The organism is Arthrobacter sp. TWP1-1 (assembly GCF_049897845.1).
Taxonomy (GTDB): Bacteria; Actinomycetota; Actinomycetes; order Actinomycetales; family Micrococcaceae; genus Specibacter.
This window is the reverse complement of record NZ_JAFCXC010000004.1, coordinates 210,533-236,562: the sequence shown is the minus strand read 5'-3', so window position 1 is coordinate 236,562 and position 26,030 is coordinate 210,533. Positions and strand designations below refer to the sequence as shown.

Sequence of the window (26,030 nt, the reverse complement as noted above, 5' to 3'; positions counted from 1 at the left end):
CGTGTCTATCCCCACCGACGTTTTGACCCAGCTCGAACATCAGAGCATCGAATTGCCCTCCTGGGCATTCGGCAACTCCGGCACCCGCTTTAAAGTCTTTGCGACGCCCGGAACTCCCCGGACCATCGAGGAAAAAATTGCCGACGCAGCGCAAGTCAACACCCTCACCGGGCTGGCGCCGGCCGTGGCACTCCACATCCCCTGGGACAAGGTGGAGGACTACACCGCCCTTGCTGACTATGCGGGGGATCTGGGCGTAAAGCTGGGTACTGTCAACTCCAACACCTTCCAGGACGATGACTACAAGTTCGGCAGCCTCACCCACAGCGACCCCGCCATACGGTCCAAGGCCATCGACCACATGTTTGAATGCCTTGAAGTCATGAACCAGACAGGCTCCCAGGACCTGAAAATCTGGTTGGCTGATGGCACCAACTATCCGGGCCAGGGCAACATCCGTGCCCGTCAGGATTGGCTGGCCGATTCCCTGACGAAGGTCTACGACCGGCTCGGCGACGAGCAGCGCATGGTGCTCGAATACAAGTTCTTTGAGCCCGCTTTTTATCACACCGACGTGCCGGACTGGGGCACCTCCTACGTCCATTGCGCAGCTCTGGGTGAGAAGGCGCTGGTCTGTTTGGACACGGGGCACCATGCCCCGGGCACCAACATCGAGTTCATCGTGGCGCAGCTGCTGCGCCTGGGCAAACTCGGCTCCTTTGACTTCAACTCCCGCTTCTATGCCGACGACGACTTGATTGTGGGCGCCGCAGACCCGTTCCAATTGTTCAGGATCATGCACGAGGTGGTCCGCGGTGGCGGCCTGGACCCGGCCAACAACGTGGCCTTCATGCTGGACCAGTGTCACAACGTTGAAGGTAAGATCCCAGGCCAGATCCGTTCCGTCCTCAACGTCCAGGAAATGACAGCCAGGGCACTCCTGGTGGACACCACAGCCTTGGAGGCAGCGCAAAACTCTGGCGACGTACTGGCTGCCAACGCGGTGCTGATGGATGCCTTTTACACCGATGTGCGCCCGACCCTAGCCTCGTGGCGTGAATCTCGCGGGCTGCCTGCCGACCCGATGGCAGCTTTTGCCGCCAGCGGCTACCAAGAGAAAATCAACGCAGACCGCCAAGGCGGCCAACAGGCCGGATGGGGAGCATAAGCATGACTGAATTAACAAGCAATGCCGTGGCAGATCTAGTTGCCCGATCCAACCGTTTGGGCGCAGACAAGCGCAACACCAACTATGCCGGTGGCAACACCTCCGCCAAGGGTTTCGCGACTGACCCTGTCACGGGTGAAGCCGTGGAATTGCTGTGGGTCAAGGGTTCCGGGGGAGACCTCGGTACGCTGAAGGACTCCGGGTTGGCCGTGCTGCGTCTCGACCGCATGCGCGCCATGGTCAACACCTACCCGGGTGTTGAGCGCGAAGATGAAATGGTCGCCGCGTTTGATTACTGCCTGCACGGAAAGGGAGGTGCTGCGCCGTCGATAGACACGGCCATGCACGGCCTGGTTGACGCGGCGCACGTGGACCACCTGCACCCGGATTCCGGTATCGCCATTGCAACTGCGGCCGACGGCGAGTCGCTCACCGCCACGATCTTCGGTACCAAGGTGGCTTGGGTTCCGTGGCGTCGTCCCGGATTCCAGCTAGGCCTGGACATTGCGGCCATCAAGGCCAACAACCCGGACGCCATCGGCACCATCCTGGGCGGCCACGGCATCACCGCCTGGGGTGAGACAAGCGAGGAAGCGGAAGCCAATTCTCTGTGGATCATTGAAACGGCAGAGACCTACATTAGAGCCAACGCCCGCAAGGACCCGTTCGGTGCAGCGCTGCTAGGATATGGCGCCCTGTCGGAAGCTGAACGCCGTGCCAAGGCCGCGGCCCTGGCCCCGACCATCCGCGGACTGGCCTCCACTGACAAGGCCGCCGTTGGCCACTTCAGCGACGACGCTGCAGTGTTGGAGTTCCTTGGCGCGGAGGAGCACCCCCGCCTCGGCGCACTGGGCACCAGCTGCCCCGACCATTTCCTGCGCACCAAGGTCAAGCCCATGATCCTTGACCTCCCGGCGGATGCTTCGGTAGAAGACTCGATCGCCCGGCTGAAGGAACTCCACACCGAGTACCGCACGGATTACGCGGCCTACTATGATCGCAACGCCGTGGCTGATTCCCCTGCCATGCGCGGTGCGGATCCAGCTATTGTGCTGGTTCCCGGTGTCGGCATGTTCTCCTACGGTGCGAACAAGCAGACAGCACGCGTGGCGGGCGAGTTCTACCTCAACGCCATCAACGTCATGCGTGGAGCCGAATCCCTCTCCACCTACGCGCCCATTGACGAAGCCGAGAAGTTCCGGATCGAATACTGGGCCTTAGAAGAGGCCAAGCTGGCCCGTCTGCCCAAGCCGAAATCGCACGCCACCCGCATCGCCTTGGTGACGGGTGCGGCGTCGGGCATTGGAAAAGCCATTGCCACCCGCCTTGCCGCGGAAGGCGCCTGCGTGGTCATTGCGGACCTGAACCTTGAAGCTGCTCAGGCCGTGGCGCTGGATCTCGGCGGTCCGGATGTAGCCATTGGTATCAAGGCCGATGTGACCGACGAAGCTGCCGTGCAGGGCGCAGTAGATGCGGCCGTGTTGGCATTCGGCGGCCTGGACCTCGTGGTCAACAACGCCGGATTATCCATCTCCAAGCCGTTGCTGGAAACCACCGAAAAGGACTGGGATCTGCAGCATAATGTCATGGCCAAGGGCTCGTTCCTGGTGTCTAAGGCGGCCGCCAAGGTCCTCATCGAGCAAGATATGGGCGGGGATATCATCTACATTTCCTCGAAGAACTCCGTGTTCGCCGGACCCAATAACATTGCGTACTCCGCCACCAAGGCCGATCAAGCCCACCAGGTGCGTTTGCTCGCGGCCGAACTCGGTGAATACGGCATCCGTGTCAACGGCATCAACCCCGACGGCGTGGTCCGCGGCTCCGGCATCTTCGCCGGTGGCTGGGGCGCCAAGCGTGCCGCCGTCTACGGTGTGGATGAGGAAAAGTTGGGCGAATACTACGCACAGCGAACCCTGCTCAAGCGTGAGGTGTTGCCGGAGAACGTGGCCAACGCCGCCGCCGTGCTGACCTCTGCCGAGCTGTCGCACACCACCGGCCTGCACATCCCCGTGGACGCCGGCGTGGCCGCAGCCTTCCTGCGATGAGTGCGTTGTTTGCCGCCGTCGACATTGGCGCGTCTTCCGGCCGCGTCATTGTCGGCAGCCTCTCCGGGGGAATAGCGGAGCTGCACGTGGTTCACCGCTTCCCGAATGGGGTCCTGGAGGTTGACGGCTCCCTCTACTGGGACTTTGAGGCGCTGTTTGCCGAGGTGCTCACCGGGCTGCGGGCCGCCGCGGAGCACGCCGCCGCGCTCGGAGCCGGTATTGAAAGCATCGGCATTGACACCTGGGCCGTTGACTACGGTCTTGTTGACGCCAACGGAGCCTTGGCCGGACCGGTGTTCAACTACCGGGACGGTCGTGGGGCTGCCGCTGTGGATGGCGTGCATGAGCTGATCGACGCTGCCCGGATGTACGAGACGACCGGGCTGCAACACTTGCCCTTCAACACCATCTACCAGATGGCCGCCGAAATAGACCTAGGTGGCAAGCAGGCGCTGTTGATCCCGGATCTGCTGGCATTCTTGCTGACAGGTGAGCGCCGCACGGAATCGAGCAATGCCTCCACCACGGGGCTCTACGACGCGGTGGCGGGGGAGTGGGCCACCGAATTTCAGAGGGCCCTTGGCCTGCCGATGGACTTGTTTCCGCCGCTGATCGAGCCTGGCGAGACCATCGGCACGCTTCGCCCTGACATTGCGGCCCGAACGGGCTTGCCCCCTACAACGAAGGTGGTTGCCGTGGGCTCGCATGACACCGCCTCGGCTGTGGCGGCAGTTCCGGCGACCACCCCGAACTTTGCGTACATCTCCTCCGGCACGTGGTCGCTGGTGGGCGTTGAACTCGATCGCCCGGTGCTGTCCGAGGCGAGCCGGCTGGAAAATTTCACGAACGAACGCGGCGTTGACGGCACCATCAGATACCTCCGCAACGTGGGTGGGCTCTGGTTGCTCAGCGAATCCATGCGCACCTGGGAACAGTCCTGGGAAGAACGCACAGCCGACGCCGGGTCCCCGGCCGTCGCTGCACAGAGGCCCACGCTGTCCTTGCCGGAGCTGTTAGCGGCGGCCGCCGCCGAAGCTTCCGGGGGCCCGCTGATTGATGTGGATGCCGATAAATTCATTGCCCCGGGCAACATGCCTGCCCGGATCCGTGCCGCGGTGCACGCAGGGGGAAGGGAGCTGGGAACCCGGCCGGCCGCCGTCGTACGGTGCATTCTGGACAGCCTTGCCGCGGCCTACGCCCGGACGGTCACCCAAGCGCAGGCGTTGTCCGGCAAACAGGTGGACGTGATTCACATTGTTGGCGGCGGTTCGCAAAACGAGCTGCTGTGCCAGCTGACGGCAGATTCCACAGGGTTGCCGGTGGTGGCCGGTCCTGTGGAAGCCACGGCGCTGGGGAACGTGCTCATCCAGGCGCGGGCAGCGGGGGTAGCCCCGCGATCGTTGGGCGAACTGCGTGCGGTGGTTGCCGCCAGCACCTCCAGCGTTTATTACCGGCCGCGGGACACGGCCGTCATCTAGTGAAGGGCGTTCCATTGCGTCCATGGGGTTTCCTCATGGTCAACAAGGCGGCCTCTTATGGGAATTTTCAGTGCAATTGCCCAGATTTCGGTACGTCATTTTGGGACTATGGACAACGGGCAGATGCGAAAGCCGTTTTAGGCTGGGGCGTCCCCCGTGATCCAACTCACGGAATCCCGCGGCCTCGTTGCCGCCCAGGGAACGCCAAGAGGAAGTTTTACCAATGCAGTCAGAGCAACAGTTAGCAAAGACCCTCAAACCGCGCCATTTGTCCATGATTGCCATTGCCGGAGTTATCGGCGCCGGGCTTTTTGTAGGATCAGGCGCCGCCATTCAACAGGCCGGTCCTGGGATTCTGGTGGCCTACGCGGCGGCCGGTATCGTGGTCATCCTTGTGATGCGGATGCTGGGTGAAATGGCAGCCGCCCATCCGGAAACCGGGTCCTTTTCCACCTATGCAGACAAGGCGCTGGGGCGGTGGGCCGGCTTCAGTATTGGCTGGCTCTATGCCTGGTTCTGGATCATAGTCCTCGGCGTTGAAGCAACAGCCGGAGCCGCCATCATGCACCGCTGGGTGCCCGGGGTTGAGCAATGGCAATGGGCGCTGATCCTGATGGTGTTGCTGACATTGACCAACGTGGCTTCGGTGAAGTCCTACGGTGAATTTGAATTTTGGTTTGCCTCCGTCAAGGTGGCCGCCATCATCGTGTTCCTCCTGTTGGGAATCACAGCCATCCTTGGACTCTTGCCGGGCGTCGACGCTCCGGGCCTTTCAAATCTCACTGGCAACGGAGGATTCTTCCCGAGTGGTCCAGGTGCCGTCCTGGCTGGTGTCCTTGTAGTGGTGTTTTCCTTCTTTGGTGCCGAGATTGCCACGATTGCCGCCGGTGAGTCCGAGAACCCCGTAGATGCCGTGAAGAAGGCCGTGAAGTCCACCGTATGGCGCATCCTGGTGTTCTACATTGGCTCCGTGGCCATCGTTGTGACGCTGCTGCCGTGGGACGATGCATCGGTGGCCAAGAGCCCCTACGTTGCCGTCATTGAGCTGTTTGGGATCCCGGGTGCCGGAACCATCATGGACGTAGTTGTCCTGACCTCCGTGCTCTCCTGCCTGAACTCTGGCCTGTACACGGCCAGCCGCATGCTGTTTTCGCTGTCCACTCGCGGTGATGCCCCCAAGTCCTGGCGCAAGATCTCCAAGCGTGGAGTCCCTGTCAGCGCAGTTCTGGCGTCCACCGTGGTTGGCTTCGTGACCGTGGGCTTGAACTACCTGTCCCCGGATAAGGTATTCCTATTCATGGTCAACACCTCCGGGGCCATCGCCTTGTTCGTGTGGCTCGTGATCGCCCTTTCCCAGCTGATCCTGCGACGCCGGATGGGCGCCGAGGCGAAGGATCTCGCCTTGAAGATGTGGTTCTTCCCGTACCTGACCTGGCTTTCCATCGTGGCCATCACGGCCTTGCTCATCGGTATGGTGATTGTTCCCCAAACCCGGGAGGCATTGCTGTTGTCGGTGGCGCTGGCGGCCGTGGTCGTGGCCATCGGCGTCTTCCGATACCGCAACAAGGGCGCCAACCATGCGTCCGTCGTCGAGCTTGGCGATGAACTCCGGGATGACGTTGACGCCCGCCCGTGAGATAAGCCTTCACCTGAACAACTGACCCGCAGTAGTGGTCGTAAATCGGTAATATTTCCCCGATTTCGAACCACTACTGCGGGTCAGTTGTTTAAGCGCCAGGGCCTGCCGTTTGGGGGAATGTCCAAACGAGATTATGTTGGGATCAGCGCCGGTGTGAAAAGTGGCCGGCCACTGCTCAAGGAGTGTGAATCGTGGTCAGTGCAAAGGCGCCTGAACATGTGGTTGTTGTGGGGGCGGGAATCATTGGATTGTCCACTGCCTGGTATTTGCAGGAGCACGGCATCAAGGTCACAGTGGTTGACCGCGGAGAGGTCGCCTCGGGATCTTCCTGGGGCAACGCCGGCTGGCTAACCCCCGCCCTGACGCTCCCGTTGAGCGAGCCGGCCGTCCTGCGTTATGGTCTCAAGGCCATGATCGATCCGGCGTCGCCGCTGTATATTCCGCTCTCCGCAGATCCGACGCTCCTAAAATTCCTCCTTGGATTCGCTCGCAACTGCACACCGGCCAAATGGCGTTCGGCCATGGGAGTGTTTGCCGAGCTTGGACGTACCGGGATTGACGCTTTCGATGAGATCGCGGCCGGGACTCCTGCCGTGGCCGAATTAACTCATTCCGCGGATCCGTTCTTGGCGGGGTTTGCCTCCATGGAAGACAGGGAGGCTCTTGTAAAGGAGTTTCACGTCATCCGAGAAACGGGCGGTCACGTGGACTTCAATCTCATCACCGGAGATCAGATTCGTGAACTCGAGCCCGCACTTGGTGCTGGCGTGGCTGCAGGAATCGAAATCCGAAACCAACGCTTCATTAACCCGCCAGCATTCATGCACTCGCTCGCCGACACCGTTGTTGCCCGCGGTGCCACCTTGTTGAGCGCTTTTACCGTTTTTGATGTTCGCGACACGGGCACCGGTGTGGACGTGATTGGTTCGGAAGGACGCCTACTTAAGGCCGACGCCGTCGTCCTCGCCACGGGTGCGTGGTTGGGAACGTTGGCGCGCAAATTTGGCGTCAGGCGCGTGGTCCAGGCAGGGCGGGGCTACAGCTTTACGGTGGTTCCCGAGGCGATGCCCACCCGCCCCATCTATTTCCCCGCTCAGCGTGTGGCCTGCACCCCTCTCGGGGACAGGCTACGGGTGGCCGGCATGATGGAGTTCCGGAATGCCGATGCGCCCTTGGACCCGCGCCGCATCCAGGCCATTGTGGAAGCTGCCTCGCCCATGTTCACCGGCATTAGTTGGGAAGACCGGGCTGAGGAATGGGTGGGGTCGCGGCCCTGTACCACCGATGGTTTCCCGCTCGTGGGGGCCACTGCCTCCCCTCGCGTTCACGTTGCCGGCGGGCACGGCATGTGGGGGATCGCGCTAGGCCCGCTCACCGGCAAAATGGTGGCAGCGGGGATGACAGGCCAAGCGGCGCCGGCCACCATGCGCCACTTCAACCCGCTGCGCTAGTCCGGCTGCGCTAGCGGACCAGCGTGCCAGCCCGGCTCCGCTGCGTTCAGGCGCCACCCGTCGCCGTGGCGAGGGGTGGTGCACCCGTGCTGCCGCGCACCACCACATGCGGTTCAAAAACCTGCACCGGGTCCGTAATGGCATTGCCAAACAGCAGGTCCCGCATCTGCGCCCACGCGTGTTCACCCACCTCCATGATGGGGACCGCAGCGGTGGTCAGCGGTGGTGTGGTGTAGCGGGCAAAGGGAATGTCATCGAATCCCGTGACGGAGATTTCCTCGGGGACCTTGACGCCGCGTTCATTGAGGCTGCTCAGCAATCCCATGGCTGTCAGGTCGTTGAAGGCGAGGATTCCTGTGGCTCCGCTGGCAATCACGTCAGTGGCGGAGTCGTAGCCGTCCTCAAACGTGGAACCATTCTCTAGGTACGTGACCTCAACCTGCGGGTGGGTCCGGTTGAATTCCTTCAGGCCGGCCAATCGAAGGGCGTTGGACGCGCTCCTAGCCGGGCCGGCCACGTAAGCAATTTTCGTGTGCCCAAGATCCGCCAAATGGGCTGCCAGGTCTTGAATGCCCCTGCCGTAATCGACCATGACGCTGGGGCTTTCATGCGCGTCCGTTGTGCGGTTGACCAGGACCATGGGTTGCAGGCTCGGTGCGAGCTCTTCAAGCTCCGCGGCACTCATACGTGGGGCGCACAGCACCACGCCGTCGCAGCGCCGTCGAGCTTCTCCGGCCAGAATGGCCTCTTCGCTGGAGACCTCCGAGGAGTCTGCAATGAGCACGCGGTAGCCGTCCTGTGCCGCGGCTCGGCTCACGCCGCGCAGGACCGTCTGAAAGGTCGGGTTGCCCAGATCTGGAACAACCACCCCAATGGTTTCCGTCTTTCCGCGGGCCAAATTTCGCCCCATGGGGTTGGGCTGATATTTCAGTTCAGTTGCGACAGCACGCACCCTGGCGGCAATTTGGGGATCCACACTGAAGTTGCCGTTCATGACCCGGGAGACCGTCGCCAGTGAGACTCCTGCCTTGGCGGCAACATCGGAAATGCCTATGCGGGTGGGGCCTGCGCGTTTGGCCATGGTGGTTCCTTACGGCTTGGAGGTGGCGGCATCAACTGCATCGGCTCGATGCTTGGCCTTGACGGGATGCCCGGACTCTTGATAGAAAGCATATAACGGTTTGAGAAAACGCTTTCTCACAATCTACTTCATCAGGCTCAACCACTCCCAGGTGAAACACCAGTCAGGTGGGGCGGGCAGGATTCCATACAACGTTGTGAAAGGTCATCCAAGCTCATGAGTACCGTAGTGGCGTCCGTCGAGAGGACCGCAGAAGTGTCATCAACGAAGAAAGCCCGCATAGCGCTGGTAGGGGCCGGTTCCCGAGCCGAGATGTACGTGCAAGCGATCATGGGCCCGCACTCTGACACCGCTGAACTCGTGGCTATCGGGGATGTGAACGCCGGGCGCACGGCCTATTACACGGCCCTTGCCGCCGGGCTAGCGGAACAACGGACGTCCTCGGACGGCCATGCGGCCCAAACGGTCCCGGAGGCATTTGATCCGGCCGAGCTGACAGCCTATGTCAAGGCCAACGCCATTGACCGCGTCATTATCACCACCCCCGACTTCACACACGCTGACTACATTGTTGAGTCGCTGCGCGCGGGTGCCGATGTTGTGGTTGAAAAGCCGCTCACGATCGACGTTGATGGTTGCCGTCGCATCACGGCAGCCATCGCCGAGACCGGACGCAACGTGGTTGTCACGTTCAATTACCGTTACTCACCGCGCAACAGTGCCCTGAAGGGAATCATCCAGAGCGGGGTCCTTGGCAAGGTCACCAGTGTGGACTTCAGCTGGGTGCTTGATACCGTCCACGGGGCCGACTACTTCCGCCGCTGGCACCGCGAGAAGAAGAACTCCGGTGGTCTGCTCATCCACAAGGCCTCGCACCACTTCGATCTGGTTAATTGGTGGATTGACGACGTCCCTGCCCGTGTCTACGCTTCCGGTGGCCTGCGCTTCTACGGTGCGGACAATGCCGCCACCCGCGGGCTGGGCGAGCGGCCAGCCCGCGGCACGGTTGATGGCGCTCCTCATGACCCATTCGCGTTGGACCTGCGCGAGGACCCGAAGCTGGCTGCGCTCTATTTGGACAATGAGAAGTTTGACGGTTACATCCGCGATCAGGACGTGTTCTCCGAAGGCATCACCATCGAGGACAACCTGGCCTTGACGGTGGACTACGACGGCGGTCCCACCATGAGCTACTCCCTGAACGCCCACAGCCCGTGGGAAGGCTACCGGGTCAGCATCAATGGCACCGAGGGCCGGGCGGAGCTTGAGGTGGTGGAAAGGGCGGCCGTTCACGACAGCAACGACAAGAAGAATGTGGTTGACCCCAGCGCCACACCCATCGAGGAGGACGACGCCGTGCGCCGCAACGGCGAACGTCTGGTGGTGCAACGCCACTGGGGGTCAGCCTACGAGGTGCCCATTGTCAACGGCGAGGGCGGTCACGGAGGTGGAGACTCCTTGCTTCTGGCGGATCTCTTCAATGGCCCGGGGGAAGATCCGCTGGGGCGCCCGTCCGGATACCTGGACGGCCTGCGATCTGTGGCTGTGGGCATTGCCGGCAATGAATCGCTGGTCACCGGGGCGGCCATTCGCATTGCCGACCTTGGCCTTGGAGCAGACCTTTCCAAGTCCACACCGGCCACGTCCGCCGAAAAGGCCCGCTCATGACACGCGTACTCATCACCGGAGGTTCGGGACGGCTTGGCCGCAGTGTGGTGGCCGGCTTTGCCGCCGCAGGTCACACCGTTGCCTCCCTGGACCGGGATATCTTGCCGGAGAACGTTGTCACGGCTGGCGTCACGCAGGAGTCGGTGGATCTGCTGGATGCTGAGGCAGTCAACCGGGCCATGGCCCGGCACTCGCCCGACGCCGTCATCCACCTTGCCGCGATCGCCGTCCCGTTTAGTGCCCCGGAAGAGGTGATCCTGAAAACCAACACCATGCTGGCGTACAACGTATTCAACGCCGCCACGAGCAATGGCGTTGGAAAAATCGTGACCGCCTCCAGCCCCACTGTCCTTGGCTACGGCAACCCGACAGGCTGGCTGCCGGAAAGCTTCCCGCTTGATGAAAAAACGACGCCGAAGCCCTGGAACGCCTACGCGCTCTCCAAGCTGGTGGCCGAACAAGTCATGCGCATGTTCGCCACGGCCCACGGGGACACCACGCGCTACGCAGCGTTTCGGCCCTGCTACGTGATCTCACCAGAGGAATGGGAAGGCGCCCCAACTCAGCAGGGGCACACCCTGGCCGAACGACTGGCGGACCCGGCACTTTCGGCACCTGCCCTCTTTAACTATGTGGATGCCCGTGATGTAGCCGATTTCCTGGCTGTTCTGCTGGACAAAATGCCTGAGATTGAGAACGCCCAAACGTTCTTTGTCGGAGCCGCGGATGCGCTCGCCGTCGAATCCTTGGACAAGCTCATGCCCATGTTCCTCCCCGGGAGCGAAGCGTTGGCGGCCGGTTTGACCGGCACCAGCCCGGCATTTTCCATCGCCAAGGCACACGAGATTTTGGGCTGGACGCCGCAGCGAAGCTGGCGTACGGAACTGATCGATACCAACCGCGCGGACCTGGCCTCCGCAGCCTCACACTAGGAGCACCATTGAAATTCGAAGGCGTACTTTTCTTCCCCGTCACCCCGTTCACCGAGGATGGCGACGTTGATGTTGCCCTCCTCAAGGAGCACATCGCCTCCCGTTTGCCGTTTAGCCCGGGCGGCGTATTTCCGGCCTGCGGCACGGGAGAATTCCATGCGCTCAGTCTGAGTGAGATCGCTACTGTGGTGCGGGCCGCCGTCGAGGTTGTGGACGGAGCTGTCCCGGTGATCGCCGGCGCCGGTGGTCCGTTGGGGCATGCCCTCGACACCGCCCGTGCGGCGGAAGCTGCCGGTGCCGATGCGTTGCTGGTCCTGCCGCCGTACTTGGTCGGCGCCCCCATTGACGGTCTGGTTGCTTACATTGAGGCAATTGCGGGCGCCTCCAAGCTCCCTGTGATCGTCTACCACCGAGGCAACGCGAAGTTCACGGCGGCCGCCATGGTGCGGCTCGCCGCAAACCCGAAGGTCATCGGTTTCAAGGACGGGATTGGCGATGTTGGCCTGGCGCAGGAGATAGTTTCCGCCGTCCGCGCCACGGGCCGCGAAGACTTCCTGTTCTTCAACGGCCTGTTGACAGCGGAACTCACCCAGGGCGCCTACCGCGGACTCGGTATGCCGCTGTATTCCTCCGCGGCATTCGCCATGGCTCCGGAGATCGCTACGGCCTACTACCGCGCCTACATCGACGGCAATGAAGAACGCCGCCAAGAGTTGATCGCCGGCTTCTACGCCCCGCTGGTCCGCCTGCGCGACGAGACTCCCGGATTCGGCGTCTCCCTCATCAAGGCCGGGCTGCGCCAAGCCGGGTTGGCCGTTGGCTCGGTTCGCCCTCCGCTGGTGGATCCCACCGCGGATCAGGAAGCCCGCCTGGCCGCTATCCTCGCCAAGGGTCATGAGCTGGCTGCCAGCCATGCGCTGGCCAACGCCTGAGGCTGACCGTCCCATGAGTTCGAAGATCACAGCCCTCCACACCCGCCTGCTGACGGTGCCCCTGCGCCGCAGCTGGGGTGTGGAAGCGCCGGAGAATCACATCATTGCCACCACCGTGGAAACGGACGACGGCGGCACCGGCCACGGGTTCTCTTGGACACCGACAATTGGCCCCCAGGCCGTCAAAGCCTTGCTGGATCACGACATTGCAAGCTTTGCAGTTGGGCTGCCCGCCGATCCGGAGCCGCTGTGGGATGCCCTGTGGCTACGTCTGCACGAGGCCGGCGGCGGCGGGCTGACCACGATCGCCATGGCCGGATTGGACCTAGCATTGTGGGATCTGGCGGCACGTAATGCCAACACCTCCGTGCCGGGGCTGCTGGGTCAACGCCGTGAATCAGTGGAGGTTTACGGTTCCGGCGTGAACCTGCATTACTCGCTCGAGGATCTCGTGGCGCAGGCCGAACGATGGGTGGCCGCCGGCCACTCCGCCGTCAAGATCAAGGTGGGAAAGCCGGACATCGCCGAGGATGTGGAGCGTCTTGCCGCCGTCCGCGGCGTGATCGGCCCGGACCGGGCGCTGATGATTGATGCCAACCAGCGCTGGGATCTACCCACCACCATCCGGGCGCTCTCCAGGCTGGAGCAGTTCAACCTCCATTGGCTGGAGGAACCCATCCGCGCCGACGATCTCTGGGCTTACAAGCGACTGCGCAAGCACTCACCCGTTCCCATTGCACTCGGCGAGAACGTCCACACCATCCAACGTTTCCGGGACTTCATTGACGCGGAGGCCGTGGATATCATCCAGCCCAACATTGTTCGAGTGGGTGGAATTACCCCGTTCCGGCGGATCGTAGAACTTGCGCGCACCAACAGCATCGCGGTGGCTCCGCACCTGCTTCCGGAACTGTCCGGACAGCTTGCCCTGACGCTGGCCAACGCCGTCGCCGTGGAGGATGTTGAGGACGCTTCCTTTGAGCAACTCGGAATTCTTCGCGGACCCTCACCGATCTCCATCCGCAACAGCAGGCTCTTCGGCACCGGGCGCCCCGGTCTGGGCCTGCAGTTTGCCGCAGGCATCCCCACCCGCTAGTCCTTCCTAGCTGTCACTTCCAAAGTAAGAGGAAAATTCTCGTGCAGACCGCAACGCAAGACCTTCAAGACCTGACGGCAGCCGCCCACGCAGCAGCCGGAGCTGCCGCGGCAGCCAGCGACGCCGAGCGGGCGTCCTGGCTGGTGGCGATCGCCGATGCGCTCGACGCCAACGTGACCGAGTTGGTGGCGATTGCCGATTCCGAATCCCGGCTGGGCACCGTCCGGCTGACCGGCGAGGTGGCCCGAACCTCAGGCCAACTGCGGCTGTTCGCCCGGGTCATCACGGAGGGCTCCTACCTGGAGGCGGTCATAGACCACGCCAACCCGGGCTCCACCCCGCCGTCACCGGACCTTCGCCGAATTCTTCATCCCGTGGGCCCGGTGGCCGTGTTCTCGGCGTCGAACTTCCCCTTTGCCTTCTCGGTAGCCGGCGGCGACACGGCCTCCGCGTTGGCCGTTGGCTGCCCCGTGATTGTCAAGGCTCACTCGGGGCATCTGGAATTGTCCAAGCGGACAGCGGAGATTGTCACCGAGGCGCTGCGCGGCGCCGGTGCGCCGGAGGGAATCTTCGCCCTGGTGGCCGGTCGCGAAGCCGGGACGGCGCTGGTACAGGACCCGTTTATCAAGGCTGTGGGCTTCACGGGATCTATCCCCGGGGGCCGGGCCTTGTTTGATCTCGCCGTGTCCCGCCCCGAACCCATACCGTTCTACGGCGAGCTGGGCAGCCTGAATCCCGTGGTCATCACGGCGGCGGCCCTTGCCGCGCGTGGTGGGGCGCTGGCCGCTAGCCTCGCCGCCTCATTCACGATGGGTGCCGGGCAGTTTTGCACCAAGCCCGGCCTGGTCTTTATTCCGGCAGGCACCACCTTCGGTGAGGCCGTGGCCGCCGAATGTGTTGGCAAGTCTGCTGCTCCTATGCTCACAGACCGCATTGCCGCGGCCTATCCGGCCGGACTGGCGTCCCTCGCAGCACAGCCTGGGGTGGCCGTCATAAGTGGCTCAACTGAGCAGAACGCCGAAGCGGATGGGGCTGGCGCCGTCGTATTTTCCACGACGGCGGCCAGCGTCATTGCCCGCCCGAAGGAGCTGCTGGAGGAGTGCTTTGGCCCCACGACCCTGCTGATCGAGTACCGCGATGAGGCGGAACTGGCTGCCGCCCTGGCGTTGGTACCGGGGAGTCTGACGGCCACAGTCCATGCGGAGGACGGCGAGGACATTGCCGCACTCGTGAACCAGCTGACCGGCTTGGCCGGGCGGGTGCTCTTTGGCGGTTGGCCCACAGGCGTGGCCGTGAACTGGGCCCAGCAGCATGGTGGCCCCTACCCGGCCACCACGTCATTGTTCACCTCGGTAGGTGCGACGGCGGTCCGCCGCTTCCAGCGCCCCATCGCCTACCAGGACGCCCCGGCAGCGGTGTTGCCCGCCGCCCTGCGTGAGGATAACCCGCTGGGCATCCCGCGCCGTGTGGACGGTGTGCTGACACTGGGCTAACCACAACAGCGGGTAAACCAGACAGCGAAGGGGAACGGCCACGACAAGTGCCCGTTCCCCTTCACTGTTTCGTGCCTTCTTCGCTCGGTCGGTGCGCCTTGGACGAGCGCCTAGAGCTGCAGCGTGACCGGCCGAAGGATGCCGTTGACGGCCGTTGCGGGCCAGCGTGGATCAACGCTCAGCGGCCTGATTCCGGCGGCTCCCAAGAGCACGGTGTCCTCAATTTTTACGCCCGGTCCCGACGGGTTCCAGGTGAACGGCTGGTTGAGCGCAACAGTGTCGGTCACGGCATCGGTGGCACGCGGATCACGCCCGGCGTAGCCTGCAGGGCCGCCCTGGTGGTGCAGCTGCCACTGCTCAGCCCCGAACCCGTGTCTCGCATAGGCGGTGCGGATCTCCGAGAGGACCCCCGCAATGCTGGCCCCGGGGGTGGTGGCGTCGAAAATGTCCGCCTCAACATTGGCAATGCGGGACTCGGCATCCAGCTCGGCGGGGGTGCCGCCGTCGAACCTCACCCAGCGAGTCACGTTGGCGATCATGCCGTCGCGGCGGGCGCACACCACGGCCATGGCCCGGCGGCCGAGCACCGCATCCGTGGGAAGCGGGTGCCGAAAGCTTGCGCGGGAGGCCCCGTTAGCCAGCAGCACCAGGGCATCTGCCCCGGCGGAGACGACCCGACCCGCCAGCGCCGCCGCGAGCTGCCTTTCCGTCGTGAGCGGGGTGGACTCGGCCAAAACATCCGTCAGAATTTCCGCCGATTCCCGGCACAGGAGTTCGTATCGGCCCAGCTCGCCAGGGAGCAGGGACCGGCGGGCAAGCCGCAATTCTGCAGCCAATTCGCTTTCTGCGGCGGGCGAGATTCTGGGCCCAAACCAGGCTGGAACATCCGTCAACGAAGCATGCCACGGGATCTCGTGCACCGTCACGCCAGCAGGAATTTCCTCGGCCAGCAAGCGTTCGGCCTCATTGTTGTAGGTGACGAGGTGATCGCCGTCGGCTGTCACGAGAACGGCGAGGACGGGGTCACCGGCCAAACTAATGCCGACCCGGCTGCCGTCAAGATACCAACTGAGCGCCGTATGGCTCGTGAGCAGTATCGAATCCCGGCCCGCGGAAGAAAGTATCTCAAGGACGCGGGTGCGTTTGGAGGCGCGGTCGGCGGCCTTTTCGCCGGCAAGATGAGCGGTGAGAGCTGTTGTTGTCATGTGGCGGCTGTCCATTCTTCGATGTGCTGGTCTGTGGCAATCCCGTCGGCGATGGTGACGGTGACGGTGCGGGTCAGGGACTCGCCGGGTTGAAGGTCGACGGAGGTGTCCCAGGCAAGCGCGGAACCTACCCCCGGGTAGCCCTCGACCCTGACGAACCATGGGTCGTCTGCTTCCGGCGGTGCTGTGAAGACGAGGGTGGCGGGTTTGCCGCAGAAGTCGCCGGACCATGCCAGCCACGGGGCCCGGCTGCCGTGGACTGCATCTTCTCCGCTGGCCGAGGAGGTACGGACATCAGCATTTTCAACGGCGGGCAGCCGCCAAAAGAAGCCGCCATATCCGCCGGCCGCGCGACCATTCGAGCCAGGACTGCCTAGGCTCACACTGCTGGTGCCGGCTGGTGTCAGTGTGAAGGAAAGTGTCAGCTGCCATGCTCCATGGGCGGCTTCGCGCCAGCTCCAGGTGCGAGTTTCATGGAGGATCGCCGCACCGTCGGGGCCGTTCCAGCTCAGTTGTTCCACGCGGGACCCCTCGAGGTCCACGGACGAGGTCCGAACGATCCGGCCGTGGTCCGGGCGCCACACATAGCCGGCATCTTCACGGCGATATGTCCGACCGCCCCAGAAATTCACGCCGTTGACATCCTGCAGCGCAACGCCTGCGCCCAGATGCCATACGTGGTCCAGCGGCATGGCGTCGGTGACCAGCGTGCCGTTCAGCGTGGTGACGGGGTGCAGGTAGGGGCGCGGCGACAGTGTCGCGGCGAGCTTTTCTCCGCTGATTTCACGAGCCACTACCTTGTCGGAAAGCGTGATGGAGTCCGTCGCTTGGGCGGGCCGCGCCCAGGGCGCGCCAATTTCACTGAAGGTGGCTTGCGCCGCCGTCGCCCTTTGAATCCATGCGGAAATGTCCTTGATAACGGGGTGTGCAGCCAGGCCCTCGCCGAGCCACTCAATGTGCTCGGCAGCGATGCGGTGCGGGTCCTCGGCGATGCGCACGGCTTCCAGCACGCTCATGAAGGCGCCACTGTTTTCCAGCGAGCTCAGCAGCGGTGTTCCGTCCTTGCGATGCGCCAGCAGGTTCTCCAGCAGGTCCGTGCGGCCAAAGATCTGCTTCGTGGTGATGCCGCCGACGGTCAGTTCCAGGATGTCCTGCGTGTAGTGAAAAACTGCAGTCCCCAACGTTCCGTGGACGGTGACAAACGGTTCCGTCTGTTCCGGGGCGCACACCGTGAGTGCGCTGACGACGGCGGGGCCCACCTTGGGTGTGATCCGCACGGCGGAGGTGTCGTCACCTTCGATGTCGTGGGCGCGGTAGAGGTCCGTTTCCACGGTCTCGATGGCGTCTGCCGAAAGGATCCCGGCGATCCGAAGGGCCGTGGCGATGGAGTGCGCCAGAGGATTGGTGGTGACGCCGTCCACCACGTCCACGCCGTCAATGGTCCGCTTTCCTGCCCAGCGGGAACGCTGGTAATAGCCCTTGTCCCGCAACCACGTGCCGGTCGCCGAGTAGCCGCGAATGGTGCCGAGGGTACCGTCGGAAATCTTCTCGGCTAGGGCGGGCAGTGCAAGGGAACCCAGAGACTGGAAACCGATTTGAACGGCCCGGCCCGCGGCCTCGGCGGCTGTGCGCAGTTCTTGGAATTGCGCCATGGAGGCGGCCGTGGGTTTCTCCAGGTAGACATCGGCACCGGCGGCCAAGGCTGCCAGGCCGAGAGCTGAATGGGTCTGAATGGGTGTGGCGATGATGACCACATCTGGGGCGATGCCGGCGGCGAGTAGTGTCTCCAAGTTGTTGAAGATACGTACGTCCTCGGACAGCTGACCTGGCTCCGGCGGGTTGGGATCGGCTACGGCCACCAGCTGCAAGGCCCCTACCTGCGCCAAACGCTCAAGGTTGACCAAGTGGTGCGCGCCGAAGCCATGGACGCCCACCAAGGCAATGCGGGGGAGGGGTGTTGGGGAAGAGAGCGGGGCTGTCGCTGCAGGGAGCTGTTCCGTGCGTTCCATGGAGGAGTCCAATCTGTCCGAGCGTCATCGCGGGTATTGCCTCTACAGTACTCGGCAAGCGCTTTCCAAGCGTCATTTCAGTGTTTTTTGATCTGTTCGGCGGACGGCCTACGGGCCGGCCGCCGAACAATGGAGGGTCAGATGGCGATGGCTGCGGTCATTTCCTCGACAGCTTTCCCTGCGGCCTCAGCAGGTGTCTGGCGTTTGAACATGACCTCGGAGGCATACCGCTTGATGATGTCTTCCATGGCGCCTCCGCCCTGGGGGACGCCCGGCGGCACAGGGCCCAGCTGATCCTTGATGCCGTCGATAAATTCGATGACCCGCACATCGGCAGGCTTCATCTTGTCAGCCACCGCTGCCCTGACCACCGTGCTGACGGGTACACCGCGGTCACCCAGTAGGGCCTCACCTGCCGCTGTGCTGTTGGCGAGGAAATCAATGAGTTTCGCGGCCGCTTCGGAATTTTTGCTTCTCGAGGAAGCTGACCAGAACTGGGATGCCTTGTACCAAAGCTTGGCGTCAGCCACATTGCCGGTCAGGGTGGGGTAGTGCAGCAGGACCAGCTCGGTGCCGGCGGCGCTTTCAAGGGCCGGCAGCTGGTTTGACCACCAGAACGACATGGCGGCCTTGCCTGTTGCCGTCGAACTTTGGTCCAGGGGTGAAGCCTGCTCCTCAATCACCTGGGATGCCGGCGGGATTGCCTTGGCCTCGCCGAGCTCCAGGAGGAACGCCAGCCAGCCGTCCATGTCCTCCGGCGCAAATCCAAGGCCGCCTTCCGGGGTGTAAAACTCCTTGTCTCGTTGCCGCAACCAGACGCATAGCGATGCCTGGTCACCGCTGTAGGCTGTGGAGCCAAAGGCGCCGTCCTTGGACTTCGCCGTGACTTCCGCGGAGATTCGTTTGTAGTCTTCCCAAGTCCACGTCTTATCATCCGGCAGCTCAACTCCGGCGTCCTTGAAGACCTTGGGGTTGGCAACGATCGTGGCGGCGTTGATGCCGGCAGGGATGCCCGTCAGCCCGTCAGAGCTCTCGCCAGCTTTGAGGACGTCGGCCACGAGGTCGGTGGTGTTTACTGTCTGCTTGGAGAGGTCCAGCAGGGCGCCACGGGACGAGTATTCCGAAATGTACTTTTCATCCATCTGTAGGACGTCAGGGGCATCGTTGCCGGCAGTCTGTGTGGCCAACTTGTCCCAGTAACCGCTCCAGTCGCCGTATTCGGCCTTGACCTTGATCCCGGGATTTTCCTTCTCGAACGCAGCGATGGCGGCGGTGGTCACCTTGACTCGCGTGTCCGATCCCCACCAGCTGAAACGAATGTCAACCTGGCCGGCTGCATTCGTGGCGGGAGCGCTTGACCCGCATGCAGCGAGAGCCAGGGACACGGTGGTTGCCACTGCTGCTCCGCCCAGCAGCCGGTGGAATCCCCTGCGGGAAAGGGGTGCTTCCAGGGCGGATACTGCTGGGTTCTTTGGCGAGTTTGACACTGAGAAATCCAATCTTCGTTGAATGATTCTTTCGGGGTGAGGCCTAGTTGCTGAGCGTGGTGAACTTGTCGAGCTTGCGGCACTCTGTGGAGCGTGGTGCCTACGGATGGTGCCTGTGGGTGTTAGTTGTGGCGAATGCCGAATTCAGCAGTCGCCACGGTCCAGGCACGCGCTTGGTCTGTGAGGGTGACGCCCAATCCCGGACGGTCAGGTATGAGCATGCGGCCGTCCTTGGTTTCCAGCCGTTCGTTGAACAGCGGCTCCAGCCAGTCAAAATGCTCCACCCACGGTTCCCGGGGGTAGGCGGCCGCCAGATGCAGATGAATCTCCATGGCGAAGTGCGGGGCCAGATCGAGCCCATTGTGATCGGCAAGTGCTGCCAGTTTCAGGAACTGGGTGATGCCACCGATCCGAGGGGCGTCGGGCTGAATGATGTCCGCCGCCTTGTGGCGGATCAACTCCCAATGTTCAGCAACACTGGCCAGCATTTCACCTGTAGCGATGGGGGTGTCCAAAGATGCGGCAAGTGCTGCATGGCCCTCCGCGTCGTAAGCGTCGAGGGGTTCCTCGATCCAGGCAAGGTTGTATTCCTCCAGAATCCTGCCCATGCGTTGGGCCGTGGCCCGGTCCCACTGCTGGTTCGCATCAACCATGAGCGGAACGGAGCCGCCAAGCCGTTCGTGGACCGCGGCCACCCGGGCCAGGTCAACAGCGGAATCGGGATGCCCCACCTTGATCTTGATTCCGCCGATGCCGTTGGTAACTGTTGCATCCGCGTTGTCCAGCACCTGCTCCAGAGGGGTGTGCAGGAATCCTCCGGAGGTGTTGTAGCAGCGGACCGAATCACGGTGTGCTCCCAGAAGTTTGGCCAGGGGGAGGCTGGCTCGCTTCGCTTTCAGGTCCCACAGTGCGATGTCCATGGAGGCAATGGCCTGGGTGGCCAAGCCGGAGCGGCCAACAGAGGCGCCAGCCCATGCCAGCTTGGTCCACAAGCGGGCGATGTCATTGGCGTCCTCGCCAAGGAGTTCCCCGGCAATCTCCTTTGCGTGGGCAAACTGGCCGGGACCGCCAGCCCGCTTTGAATAACTAAAGCCAATCCCTTCGAAGCCGTCGGCCGTGCGGATCTCGGTGAAGAGAAAAATGACCTCGGTCATGGGCTTTTGGCGGCCGGTGAAGACCTTGGCGTCACTGACGGGTACGGCCAGCGGCAATGCCACGGAGGACAGCTTGAGCCATTCGATCCGGCTGCCCAACTTCACGTCCCGGGTTGCTTTTAAGGGTGCTGCGGTCAAAGGCATTACGGTCCCTTCAAGTAGTGAGAAAACGTTTTCTCGATTTATCCTAGAGTATTGTGATGCAACTAACAAGGCTGGTCAGAGGGGTGTCGATTCGCTCCAGTGCCCTCCAGCGCTCCCGAACGCTCTGGCGGGAGAACCGGCTACTTTCGGGCCGAGTCGAGCATTCCCTGAGCCTCGGCGACAAAAGCGTTCGCCGCTTGCTCAGGGGAAGACTTGTCGAAGAGCACATCCGCCGTATGGCGGACGATGGCGTCCTGCATACCGCTCGCTCCGACAGGCGGGATGGGTGGCGCCACGGTGATGTCTGCCTTGATGTCTGCGAGAAACTTCGCGACGATCGCATCCGCAGGCTTGAGGCTGGGCGTGATGGCCGTGAGGACGGTGCTATTGGTTGGAATGCCACGATCGGTCAGGAGAATCTTCCCGGCGTCCACACTATTGAGTAGGTAGTCAATAAAGGTTGCGGCTTCCTTGGGGTGCTTGGACTGCGAGGAAACGGCCCAATACATGGTGGGCTTGTAGTACATGCCATTTTCCTTGGCCACCCCTGTCAAGCTGGGGGCGCGCAACATCTTGATTTCACTGCCGGTTGCACTTTCCAAGGAGGCAAGCTGGTTGGTCCAGCTCCAGCCCATGGCGAGACGGTTGGTGCCAAAGAGGCTGCTCTCAAGGCTTGCCGAGGCGTCTTCGCTGTTGATGCTGGCCGGAGGGCTGGCTTTTTGGTCCCGCTGCAGCTTGAGCTGCTCCCAAAATTTCGCCGCTGTCTCAGTTTTGAAACCGAGCTGGCCATCATCTGTGTACAGCTGTTCGCCGTGTTGGCCCAGCCAGATGATCAGGCTTGACTCATTGTTGCCATAGGACGCTCCGTAAAGTTTGCCCTTGCCAGCGTCGGTGATTCTAGCGGCCAGTTTTGCGTAGTCATCCCAGGTCCAGGTGAGATCGTCGGGAAGTTCAACCCCGGCCTCCTTGAAAACGGCCGTGTTGGCCATGACAACCAACGCGTTTTGCCCTGTGCTGAAGCCGTATTGCTTACCGGAATACTCGCCGGTGGCCAAGGCGCCCTTGTCAATCCCCGAGACGTCGACCCCGAGCGTCGACAGGTCCGCCAGCGCTCCTCGGCCGCCATATTCGGCAATGTACTTTTGGTCCATCTGGATGATGTCAGGGGAGTCCTTGCCTGCTGTAACAGTGGCCAACTTATCCCAGTAGCTGGCCCAATCGCCCGGCCGGGGATCGATCTTGATGCTGGGGTTTGCTTTGGTAAACGCTGCCGTCGCCTCGTTAGTTTGGGCGTTGAGGAACTCATTGCCCCACCAGGCAAAGCCTAGGGTGACGCTTCCATCTGCGGCTTGTTCGCTAGCCTTGCCGCAGCCGGTGGCCAGCAATCCTACGGCGGCGGTGCCGAGGAGGAGCTGTCCGAACTGGCGCCTGTTGATCGTGGAGCGCATTGTGCCTGCTTTCAGTTGAATGGTTTTGATGACGTGACGAGCTTGAGTATGAAAAAGCCGAACTAGTGGGCGGCGAGCCAACCCTGGCCGGTCAACCATGCCTCGCAGCGGTTGGTCCATTCGGCTGCGGGATGCCGGCCAGCTTCCCCGTCGTCGACAGCCAGGCCCAAGCCGTGGCGTCCCTGAGGGAAAATGTGCAGCTCGAAGGAAACATCGTGGCGGGCCAGCGCCGCCGCGTAGTCCAGTGAATTCGCGACCGGCACGGCGCCGTCGTCCGCCGTGTGCCACAGGAAGGTCGGGGGAGTAGCGGCATCGAGCGCTAACTCAGCGGACAGCGCGCGCCGCAGCTCCCAGGCGGCATCCGGGCCAAGGAGCGCATCCACGGAACCTTGATGGCAGTGCGAAACGAGGGAGATGACGGGGTAGGCCAAAATGGCAAGGTCCGGCCTATCGGCATTCGTTGCTCCGCCGGCACCGGTGCTGAGTGTTGCCGCAAGATGTCCTCCGGCAGAAAAGCCCAGGACGCCAATGCGTGTCACATCGATGGCGAGCCCGGATTCGCCTGACCGTAACCACCGCAGCGTTTCTTGCGCGTCGTTCAACGGTGCGGGATGAAGCGCCTTGCCGGGGTATTCAGGGGCGACGGCGTAGAACAGCACCACGGCGTTTAGCCCCAAGGAATTGAGCCAGCGAGCTACAGGCGCGCCCTCATGATCGGCCTGCCGGTGATAGCCGCCGCCGGGAAGGACCAGAAAGACCGGCCGGCCAACCAGTTCTTCGGGGCAGAATGTTTCCAGCCGGGGACGTCGGGTCATGATCTGACTCCACTTCCGAGCGTAGTGCGCAGGAAGTCAAAAACTTCTCGTTGCATTGCAGTCGAGAACTGGTGCCCACCAGCCCAAAACGTGCCGATGTAGCCGCCAGAGGCGTGGAGATTATCCAACAGTCTGTTGGCATCCCGCATGCCCTGCGGCGGGAACAGTGGATCTTGGGATGCGTACTGCACCAAGAATTGTTCCGCGGCGGCGAAGGCCGTGAGCTCCGGCCATTCACCGAGCCGTCCCAGACCGGGCGTTTGCAGGAGCCAGGAGTGTGCATCCAAATACGCGGGAAAGAGCGAGGCGAAGGTTGTCATCATTGCCGTTACCGCGTAGCTGCGAATCGCCGGTGAGAGCGCAGCTAACACCAGCGCCCGCCCGCCCCCGCCGGAGAACCCGAAGCAGCCCAGCCGTGAAGGGTCGACGCCGGGCAGTGACGCCAAAACGCCTAGGGCAGCCAGATCGTCGTGAGCCACCATTCCGGCAAGGCTTGTCCCCATCAGCCCGGCGGCCTTGGCAACCGTATCTTCGTGAAATGCGGCCGCGGCGTTGTACGCCTCCGCCGGGCCGGGAACGTGGTCAGCTTCGCGCCACTGGGCCTGCCGCCCGGCCAAGGCATCGGCCGTCCGCCATGGCGGCACGTCGAGGGTGAATCGGCGGCTACCCCATGAAAACGTGTCATGGGCAAGGACGGCGAAGCCTTCCCTAGCCAGTTCTGTTGCCGCCGACCTGCCGTCATAAAGATCGTGCCGGGCGGGGTCGGTTTCCACCCCGGGCTCACTGCGGCCGTCAGGGAATTCGATCAGCCGGCTGGCGCCGGTGTATTTGTTGCCACCATGGCAATGGAGGGCCAGGACGCCCGGGAGAAGCTCGACGGCGCCCGCCGGCCGGACCAGCCAGGCGCGGGTTTCGGGCCCAAAACCCAGCTGCCAGCTGAGCGCTGTGGTGGTGACGCCGTCGTGCCTTTCCTCCCAAAGCGTTGCCACCTCGACGGCGGCAGGAGGAGAGGGAACGCCCAAGGTATCCGCCAGCCGTTGAGAGCGAGGCGGAAGCACGGCGGGGCCCCTGCTGCGGACATAACCGGGCCAATCGTCGTAACCGGGGATGGCGCTGGGCCGGGCGGAGGGATCCACGGTGGCCTTTCGATGAAGTAGCCGGACGCCCGAGAGTGATCGGGCACCCGGCAAGCGGGTGTAGTTTCTACTTGTCCAGGTTGAGATTGACTTCTTCGATGAACTTCTTGGCGGCATCGGCCGGAGTTGTCTTTTCAAAAAGAACGTCGGTCATATTGCGGTTCAAGATCTCCAAGGTAGCCGAGGACCCGGCCGGGAACGGCAGTGGCGGGGTCAGCTTCAGCTCGGCAATGCGGTCAAGGTAAGCGGCTTCCTTTTTCTGATTGTCCTTCAGCAGCGGGATGACGGTGGTGCGGACGTCAAGGTTGGCCGGCATGCCGCGGTCACTCTTGATCAGCTTTCCGGCCGCCTCACTATTAACCAGATAACTGACGAACTTTGCGGCGGCCGCTGTGTTCTCAGACTTGGCTGAGATGCCGTACTCCATGGACGAACGTAGCCACGCGCCGCCGGTGGGGGTCTCGCCCGGCATCTTCATCATGAGAAGTTCATTGCCTGAATAGGAGTTCATCTGGTTGCTCCAGGAGATCTTCATGCCTTGCTTGCCTTGGCCAATAAGTGTCTGCTCCGGCTGTGCCGATCCGTCCTCGACCACCTGGGACGCGGAGGGTGATCCGGCGGACTTTTGCAGATCCAGGTTCATTTGCAGCCAGTCTGCGACGCGGGCTTCACTGATGCCAACCTTTGTGCCGTCATCGGCGTACAGAGGCTCTCCGCCTTGACGTGCCCAGACGGCGAGGAATGAATCGTTGGACATGGGTGTGGTGCCGAAGGTGCCCTTGGGGGAGTTCTGGGTGATCTTGGCGGACAGCTCCTGGTAGTCCTCCCAAGTCCAGGATTCGTCATCGGGTAGTTCAACGCCGGCCGCCTTGAAAACTGCCGGGTCAACCACCATGGACATCGAATTTACGCCAGCTGTAATGGTGTACTGCTTGCCCTCGATCTGGCCAAGTTCCACGGTGCCCGGGGCAAACTTGGAGGTGTCAATCTGGTCCTTGACCTTCGCCAGGTCCAAGAGGACGCCTCGGCTGGAATACTCGCTGGGGTAGGAGCCGCTCATGGCTAATACGTCCGGGGTGTCGCCGCCGGCAACCTGGGTGGCCATCTTGTCCCAGTAGGCGCTGAACTCGGTGTTTTCGCCCTTGACCTTGATCCCGGGGTTCTCTGCCTCAAAGGCCTTGATGACATCAAAAGTCGTTTTGGCGCGGGATTCATTCCCCCACCATGCGAATCGAATGGTCACCGGATCATCTGCGGTTCCGACCTTTTCCGTGGAGCCGGAGGCCCCGCAGCCAGTTAATAGCAGGGATGCTGCGAGGAGTGCGCTTGTGCCGAGCGCCATGGATTTCCTGAGCTGAAACGTCATTGTCCAACCTATCGTTGTGGCGTTTCGCGGCCCTGGCACCCTTGTGGGTCCCGTCACAGAAAACGCTTTCTCGAAATTTATCAAATGGACTGTACAGGCGTCAAGAAAACGTTTACTTTGGATTAAGCCACTTGGAATTTGTGGCGTGGATCTCGTTGCTAGGGACTCCATCTGGCCGGTCATCGGCCGTCAAGCACGCACGTATTGAACGTATTAGACAACTGTTAATTTTCCCCGACATGAAACCAAAGGAGGTTCGCATGCTGGTTCATAACCAACG

Annotated in this window: 19 protein-coding genes; 10 read left to right on the top strand and 9 right to left on the bottom strand. The window is 62.6% G+C overall.

Translation table 11 applies throughout. From position 1 onward, the window contains the following. The first annotated feature begins 1 nt into the window (after window position 1). The 5 genes from rhaI to ACP7B9_RS09800 all read left to right on the top strand — a co-directional run bounded on the left by rhaI (window position 2) and on the right by ACP7B9_RS09800 (window position 7,784). Window positions 2-1,168 (top strand): L-rhamnose isomerase, encoded by a 1,167-nt coding sequence (gene rhaI, locus ACP7B9_RS09820; RefSeq protein ID WP_425862896.1) that lies wholly within the window; start codon window positions 2-4, stop codon window positions 1,166-1,168. Next, entirely contained in the window at window positions 1,156-3,216 is a 2,061-nt protein-coding gene (locus tag ACP7B9_RS09815) for a bifunctional aldolase/short-chain dehydrogenase (RefSeq protein WP_425862894.1), read from the top strand. The genes rhaI and ACP7B9_RS09815 overlap by 13 nt, the downstream gene beginning before the upstream one ends. After that, window positions 3,213-4,694 (top strand): rhamnulokinase, encoded by a 1,482-nt coding sequence (locus ACP7B9_RS09810; RefSeq protein WP_425862892.1) that lies wholly within the window; start codon window positions 3,213-3,215, stop codon window positions 4,692-4,694. The genes ACP7B9_RS09815 and ACP7B9_RS09810 overlap by 4 nt, the downstream gene beginning before the upstream one ends. A gap of 223 nt (window positions 4,695-4,917) precedes the next feature. After that, window positions 4,918-6,330: an amino acid permease gene (locus ACP7B9_RS09805; RefSeq protein WP_425862890.1), complete on the top strand. Its 1,413-nt coding sequence runs from the start codon at window positions 4,918-4,920 to the stop codon at window positions 6,328-6,330. A 194-nt stretch (window positions 6,331-6,524) separates the two neighbouring features. After that, a complete protein-coding gene (locus ACP7B9_RS09800) occupies window positions 6,525-7,784 on the top strand; it encodes an NAD(P)/FAD-dependent oxidoreductase (protein WP_425862887.1) in 1,260 nt (419 codons plus the stop codon). Window positions 7,785-7,830: 46 nt separating this feature from the next. On the opposite strand, the gene ACP7B9_RS09795 is transcribed toward ACP7B9_RS09800, so the two are convergent. After that, a complete protein-coding gene (locus ACP7B9_RS09795) occupies window positions 7,831-8,865 on the bottom strand; it encodes a LacI family DNA-binding transcriptional regulator (protein WP_425862882.1) in 1,035 nt (344 codons plus the stop codon). Between the two features lie 216 nt (window positions 8,866-9,081). Here ACP7B9_RS09795 and ACP7B9_RS09790 point away from each other — a divergent pair, with 216 nt between their 5' ends. Genes ACP7B9_RS09790 through ACP7B9_RS09770 form a run of 5 tightly spaced genes read left to right on the top strand, consistent with a single transcriptional unit; the run spans window position 9,082 to window position 14,986 of the window. Continuing rightward, entirely contained in the window at window positions 9,082-10,533 is a 1,452-nt protein-coding gene (locus ACP7B9_RS09790; RefSeq protein WP_425862880.1) for a Gfo/Idh/MocA family protein, read from the top strand. Further along, entirely contained in the window at window positions 10,530-11,465 is a 936-nt protein-coding gene (locus tag ACP7B9_RS09785; RefSeq protein WP_425862879.1) for an NAD-dependent epimerase/dehydratase family protein, read from the top strand. The genes ACP7B9_RS09790 and ACP7B9_RS09785 overlap by 4 nt, the downstream gene beginning before the upstream one ends. An 8-nt stretch (window positions 11,466-11,473) precedes the next feature. Continuing rightward, window positions 11,474-12,397 carry a 5-dehydro-4-deoxyglucarate dehydratase gene (locus tag ACP7B9_RS09780; protein WP_425862877.1) on the top strand — a complete coding sequence of 308 codons (924 nt, stop codon included), beginning with the start codon at window positions 11,474-11,476 and terminating at the stop codon, window positions 12,395-12,397. 13 nt (window positions 12,398-12,410) lie between these two features. After that, complete coding sequence (locus ACP7B9_RS09775) at window positions 12,411-13,493, top strand: mandelate racemase/muconate lactonizing enzyme family protein (protein WP_425863145.1); 1,083 nt, start codon at window positions 12,411-12,413, stop codon at window positions 13,491-13,493. 41 nt (window positions 13,494-13,534) lie between these two features. After that, complete coding sequence (locus tag ACP7B9_RS09770; RefSeq protein ID WP_425862875.1) at window positions 13,535-14,986, top strand: aldehyde dehydrogenase (NADP(+)); 1,452 nt, start codon at window positions 13,535-13,537, stop codon at window positions 14,984-14,986. Window positions 14,987-15,096: 110 nt separating this feature from the next. Here the strand turns inward: ACP7B9_RS09770 and ACP7B9_RS09765 are convergent, their stop codons facing one another. The 8 genes from ACP7B9_RS09765 to ACP7B9_RS09730 form a co-directional block, all read right to left on the bottom strand. Next, on the bottom strand, window positions 15,097-16,191 hold the full coding sequence (locus ACP7B9_RS09765; protein ID WP_425862873.1) for a M24 family metallopeptidase: 1,095 nt from the start codon (window positions 16,189-16,191) through the stop codon (window positions 15,097-15,099). Then, the gene (locus tag ACP7B9_RS09760) at window positions 16,188-18,200 is read right to left on the bottom strand and encodes a DUF6807 family protein (RefSeq protein WP_425862871.1); all 2,013 of its coding nucleotides are present in this window, start codon (window positions 18,198-18,200) and stop codon (window positions 16,188-16,190) included. Before ACP7B9_RS09760 ends, ACP7B9_RS09765 begins: the two co-directional genes overlap by 4 nt. A gap of 137 nt (window positions 18,201-18,337) precedes the next feature. After that, the gene (locus tag ACP7B9_RS09755; protein WP_425862869.1) at window positions 18,338-19,687 is read right to left on the bottom strand and encodes an ABC transporter substrate-binding protein; all 1,350 of its coding nucleotides are present in this window, start codon (window positions 19,685-19,687) and stop codon (window positions 18,338-18,340) included. A 122-nt stretch (window positions 19,688-19,809) separates the two neighbouring features. Further along, complete coding sequence (locus tag ACP7B9_RS09750; protein WP_425862867.1) at window positions 19,810-20,985, bottom strand: L-talarate/galactarate dehydratase; 1,176 nt, start codon at window positions 20,983-20,985, stop codon at window positions 19,810-19,812. Between the two features lie 140 nt (window positions 20,986-21,125). Next, on the bottom strand, window positions 21,126-22,433 hold the full coding sequence (locus ACP7B9_RS09745; protein ID WP_425862865.1) for an ABC transporter substrate-binding protein: 1,308 nt from the start codon (window positions 22,431-22,433) through the stop codon (window positions 21,126-21,128). Between the two features lie 62 nt (window positions 22,434-22,495). Beyond that, on the bottom strand, window positions 22,496-23,248 hold the full coding sequence (locus ACP7B9_RS09740; protein ID WP_425862864.1) for an alpha/beta hydrolase: 753 nt from the start codon (window positions 23,246-23,248) through the stop codon (window positions 22,496-22,498). Then, complete coding sequence (locus ACP7B9_RS09735) at window positions 23,245-24,384, bottom strand: acetylxylan esterase (RefSeq protein WP_425862862.1); 1,140 nt, start codon at window positions 24,382-24,384, stop codon at window positions 23,245-23,247. Before ACP7B9_RS09735 ends, ACP7B9_RS09740 begins: the two co-directional genes overlap by 4 nt. A 67-nt stretch (window positions 24,385-24,451) precedes the next feature. Further along, on the bottom strand, window positions 24,452-25,726 hold the full coding sequence (locus ACP7B9_RS09730; RefSeq protein WP_425862860.1) for an ABC transporter substrate-binding protein: 1,275 nt from the start codon (window positions 25,724-25,726) through the stop codon (window positions 24,452-24,454). Window positions 25,727-26,030 lie beyond the last annotated feature (304 nt).

What these genes read in the sequence shown, in the direction of transcription:
- ACP7B9_RS09815 (WP_425862894.1), top strand. Translation starts at nt 1,156, where the DNA reads ATGGGGAGCATAAGCATGACTGAATTAACAAGCAATGCCGTGGCAGAT.
- ACP7B9_RS09810 (WP_425862892.1), top strand. Translation starts at nt 3,213, where the DNA reads ATGAGTGCGTTGTTTGCCGCCGTCGACATTGGCGCGTCTTCCGGCCGC.
- ACP7B9_RS09805 (WP_425862890.1), top strand. Translation starts at nt 4,918, where the DNA reads ATGCAGTCAGAGCAACAGTTAGCAAAGACCCTCAAACCGCGCCATTTG.
- ACP7B9_RS09795 (WP_425862882.1), bottom strand. Translation starts at nt 8,865, where the DNA reads ATGGCCAAACGCGCAGGCCCCACCCGCATAGGCATTTCCGATGTTGCC.
- ACP7B9_RS09790 (WP_425862880.1), top strand. Translation starts at nt 9,082, where the DNA reads ATGAGTACCGTAGTGGCGTCCGTCGAGAGGACCGCAGAAGTGTCATCA.
- ACP7B9_RS09785 (WP_425862879.1), top strand. Translation starts at nt 10,530, where the DNA reads ATGACACGCGTACTCATCACCGGAGGTTCGGGACGGCTTGGCCGCAGT.
- ACP7B9_RS09775 (WP_425863145.1), top strand. Translation starts at nt 12,411, where the DNA reads ATGAGTTCGAAGATCACAGCCCTCCACACCCGCCTGCTGACGGTGCCC.
- ACP7B9_RS09765 (WP_425862873.1), bottom strand. Translation starts at nt 16,191, where the DNA reads ATGACAACAACAGCTCTCACCGCTCATCTTGCCGGCGAAAAGGCCGCC.
- ACP7B9_RS09760 (WP_425862871.1), bottom strand. Translation starts at nt 18,200, where the DNA reads ATGGAACGCACGGAACAGCTCCCTGCAGCGACAGCCCCGCTCTCTTCC.
- ACP7B9_RS09750 (WP_425862867.1), bottom strand. Translation starts at nt 20,985, where the DNA reads ATGCCTTTGACCGCAGCACCCTTAAAAGCAACCCGGGACGTGAAGTTG.
- ACP7B9_RS09745 (WP_425862865.1), bottom strand. Translation starts at nt 22,433, where the DNA reads ATGCGCTCCACGATCAACAGGCGCCAGTTCGGACAGCTCCTCCTCGGC.
- ACP7B9_RS09740 (WP_425862864.1), bottom strand. Translation starts at nt 23,248, where the DNA reads ATGACCCGACGTCCCCGGCTGGAAACATTCTGCCCCGAAGAACTGGTT.
- ACP7B9_RS09730 (WP_425862860.1), bottom strand. Translation starts at nt 25,726, where the DNA reads ATGGCGCTCGGCACAAGCGCACTCCTCGCAGCATCCCTGCTATTAACT.